Here is a 3,875-nt window from a genome sequence, read left to right on the forward strand (position 1 = left end):
CAATATCTTAGGCATTGTCAATGCCGTAGACCCGACGCAGGCCAATAGTAATAATAACAACAATAGTAATAACAATAGCAATAACAACAAAGCGAAACTCGGCGGTGCTTTCAACCACACTTACGCTTACGACGACCTTAACCGTCTGATAAGGGCCAACGGTGAGGCGAAGGGTGCGAAGTATGAGATGACGATGACCTTCGGACGGATGAGCGAACCGCTCACCAAGGTGCAGAAGGTGGACTCCACAAAGACGGCGCAGTCTTACGACTTCACCTATAAGTACGAGGACAGCAACCACCCCACTGCACCCACGCAGATTGGGCACGAGCATTATACTTACGATGCCAATGGCAATCCCACGCTGGTGGAGAACGACAGCCTGAACACCGAGCGGCGCATGTATTGGGACGAGGACAACCGCCTGATGGTATTATCGGACAACGGCAAGACCAGCCGATACACGTACAATGCCGCCGGCGAGCGCATCGTCAAGAGCCACGGCGACCTCGAAGGTGTGTATGTAAATGGTGCACCACAGGGAATGACGTTCCACGAAACGGAGGATTACACCATCTATCCCGCCCCGATTATCACCGTGACGAAGAACCGCTTTACCAAGCATTACTTCATCGGCGACAAACGCATTGCCTCCAAACTGGGAACAGGCAAGTTCAGCAACGTTTACGGCATCAGCAGCAACAACGTTACGGCAGGGCAGAAAGACTATGCCGCCCGTATGCTGCAGATAGAGAAACAGCGCGAGGAGTATTACAAATCGCTGGGCACACCACCCGGTGTGCCCACGATGAAGGGTGCAACGGCCGATCCCGACAACACGGGTTATGGCTACAACACCATCATCGGAGATTTGGGCGACCACAGCGTGCCCGAAGGTTGGGTGCAACGACCGAAGTTCAACGACAGGGGAGATGTTCCCGGCCCACCCATTCAATGGCAGAAACCCGAAGACCCTGACAATGCGCAACCAGGTTATGGCTACGTGCCTGCCGACACCGCACATCATGAGGACATCTTCTTCTATCATAGTGACCACCTCGGCAGCACCTCCTACATCACCGATGCCAAGGCCAACATCACCCAGTTCGATGCTTACCTGCCTTATGGCGAGTTGCTCGTTGATGAACACAGCAGTAGCGAGGAAATGCCGTACAAGTTCAATGGCAAGGAACTCGATCAAGAAACAGGATTATATTACTATGGGGCGAGGTATATGAACCCTGTAACGAGTTTGTGGTATGGGGTAGATCCGCAAATAGAAAAAATGCCAAAAGACGGTGCTTATTCCTATTGCTTTGGGAATCCAATTAAATTGATAGACCCTAATGGGGAAAGACCGACAGAAGAAGAGGCTGCAAGAATTTCGGCACATGTTTATCGAACAGAGAAGGTAACATTGACAGGTGGCTGGCATCTTTCTAAGTTAAATAATAAACTCAAAGGCGTAATTTGGAATGATGCCTCTTCAGGTTTCAAATCTGCGTTGTACGAAAGGACTTATAAAGGGAAGACGGAATATGTCTATGCTACAGCAGGAACGGATTTTACAGAAGTGAGCGATTGGAAAAACAATATAAAGCAGCTTGTCGGAATGTCTGAGCAGTATGATATTTCCATGAGGAATGCGGAAAAGATATCCCAAGTAACAGGTAACTCTGAACTTACATTTACAGGACATAGTTTAGGTGGTGGTCTAGCAGCCGCCAATGCATACAAAACGGGACGTAGTGCCATGACATTCAATGCTGCATGGGTAAGCCCATTTACTGTTTTCAGTAGAAAACTTGCAAGAATTGATGCTTATATAAATTGGGGCGATGAACTTAATACGGTCCAAAGTGCAGTCGGACTTCGTGCAGATGGTGTTCCGCATTATAGATTTAACAGAAGAGCATTGTTAGGACATAGCATTCAGAATTTCTATAGAACTGATCTTGAATTAATGAAAGATAATATAAAAGCTAAAAATGAGTTATACCAACGTATGTATATGGAGTCCTTTCATGGTTTTCCACAATGAATTATTCTAAATATAAATATGAAGCATATTTTATTCTTAGCATTGTTTGTTTTTTTTCATGTAAAGAACCTAATGTGAAGGACATGTTAGGAGATGATTATAGGTTATATAAATATACGCCTGCATGGAATTTGGCAAAAGCGGTTGAAGATGAAGATACTACGGAAATATTAAGGCAGATTCTACAGAAACATATTCCCGTGGATTATCGAGATCCAAAATACAAACAGACTCTCTTGATGTTAGCAACACGCACTAATAAAATAGAATCCGTAAAAAAATTATTAGAGTTGGGTGCAGCTCCTAATGCGCATGACGACTCTACTAAATATTTTGGAGAGAATGCAGTATTGCTGGCTTGTCGATTTTCAAGACCCTCAAATGAGATTCTTGCCTTATTGCTGAAATATGGTGGAAATCCGAATTCAACTAGTTGTGGGGTTGAGGAGAATGGCTTAGGAGAGATTGTTCCAATTAGAACTTTTGCTTTAAGTGCTGCAGTGTCTTCGTCTTTTGAGAAAGTTAAATTGCTAGTTGATGCAGGAGCAAACATTAATTATTCAACCCCTACTGAATGTTGTGCAATAGAAAATTGTATGATACATGATAGGATGGATATCATGTTGTTCCTTCTACTGAAAGGAGCCGACTTTCGCAGAAATTTTACGGAGATAGACTTGGACAACCCTGACTATCCTTCTTTTAAAGTAAATATCTTATATAAATTACGCAAATGTGTATATCCTCTGAATTCTAAAGAGTACAATGGAAAAATGAAAATTGTTGACTTCTTGAAGAAAAGGGGATTAGATTATTGGAAATCACCAATGCCAAGGGGTATATATGGAGTTATAATGCGTGACATTGACCCTAAAAGCAAAGCTGACTTTGAGTATTATATAAAGCACTATTAAGTGCGAAAGTTCAATAAAGTTTAAACATGAAATTGAAAAATAGATATTCATTTGATGATGAAATTGCAGAAAAATTCTGTTATGACAATGTCAATAGGTGCATTCAAATATGTTTTTCTGGTTATTTCGACTTTATAGCAAACAAACACATAGAGTCAAAATGCAAATTTGTTATTTGTAATTGGCAACAAGCAAAAAGTAAAATCATTGATAGAGAAGGATATAGCTCTCTTGATAGCAACTTAGGAATTATTAGTCTAATTCTAGATGCGGAAGAAGATGGAGATAATTTAAAATTAATTGTGAACACTCTAGACGATAAATATATTGAACTATTTTTCTTTTCAGTTGAAACCTTGGTATTAAGTCTCTAAACTGTTCTCAAAGGCTTGCCGCGTTCATCACAAAGAATGATGCTCAACCATCATCCGTAATGCTACATGGCCTACGATGCCTATGGCAACCTCCTGACCAAGCTCACGGCCGAACTCAGAAAGAGGATCTCGGACAAGGCACCCGTCACTTACACCTACGACTACGAACGGTTGAGCGAAGTGCTCTATCCCAAGAACCTCTTCAACCGCGTTACCTACACCTATGGCAAGCCGGGCGAGAAGTACAACCGTGCAGGCAGGCTCGTACTCGTGGAAGACGCATCGGGTGGCGAGGCGTATTATTACGGCAACCAAGGCGAGGTTGTAAAAACCGTTCGCTCGGTGATGGTGAGCACCGCCGATGTGCGCACCTATGTCTACGGCGCTACCTACGACAGTTGGAACCGCATACGCACCATGACCTATCCCGATGGGGAGGTAGTGACCTATCATTACAATGCGGCAGGTCAAATAGTTCGCCTTTCGGGCAATAAACAGGGGCGTGAGAGCGTTATTGTTGACAGGATAGGTTATGACAAGGACGGG

The 3,875-nt window shown here is 43.5% G+C and carries 3 protein-coding genes and 1 pseudogene; all 4 read left to right on the plus strand.

Annotated elements, in window-relative coordinates:
* Nucleotides 1-2,041: RHS repeat domain-containing protein (locus HMPREF0670_RS17315; RefSeq protein WP_044078455.1), on the plus strand; the 2,041-nt coding region annotated here is incomplete at its 5' end.
* Nucleotides 2,038-2,955 carry an ankyrin repeat domain-containing protein gene (locus HMPREF0670_RS14790; RefSeq protein WP_009231946.1) on the plus strand — a complete coding sequence of 306 codons (918 nt, stop codon included), beginning with the start codon at nucleotides 2,038-2,040 and terminating at the stop codon, nucleotides 2,953-2,955. The genes HMPREF0670_RS17315 and HMPREF0670_RS14790, both read left to right, overlap by 4 nt.
* 26 nt (nucleotides 2,956-2,981) lie before the next feature.
* Nucleotides 2,982-3,329, plus strand: coding sequence for a hypothetical protein (locus HMPREF0670_RS14795; protein WP_044078456.1), 348 nt, complete (start codon nucleotides 2,982-2,984; stop codon nucleotides 3,327-3,329).
* 180 nt (nucleotides 3,330-3,509) lie between these two features.
* A pseudogene (locus HMPREF0670_RS14800) lies at nucleotides 3,510-3,875 on the plus strand (RHS repeat-associated core domain-containing protein); the annotation flags it as partial.

This window comes from Prevotella sp. oral taxon 317 str. F0108, assembly GCF_000162415.1.
Classification (GTDB): Bacteria; Bacteroidota; Bacteroidia; order Bacteroidales; family Bacteroidaceae; genus Prevotella; species Prevotella conceptionensis.

What these genes read in the sequence shown, in the direction of transcription:
- HMPREF0670_RS14790 (WP_009231946.1), top strand. Translation starts at nt 2,038, where the DNA reads ATGAATTATTCTAAATATAAATATGAAGCATATTTTATTCTTAGCATT.
- HMPREF0670_RS14795 (WP_044078456.1), top strand. Translation starts at nt 2,982, where the DNA reads ATGAAATTGAAAAATAGATATTCATTTGATGATGAAATTGCAGAAAAA.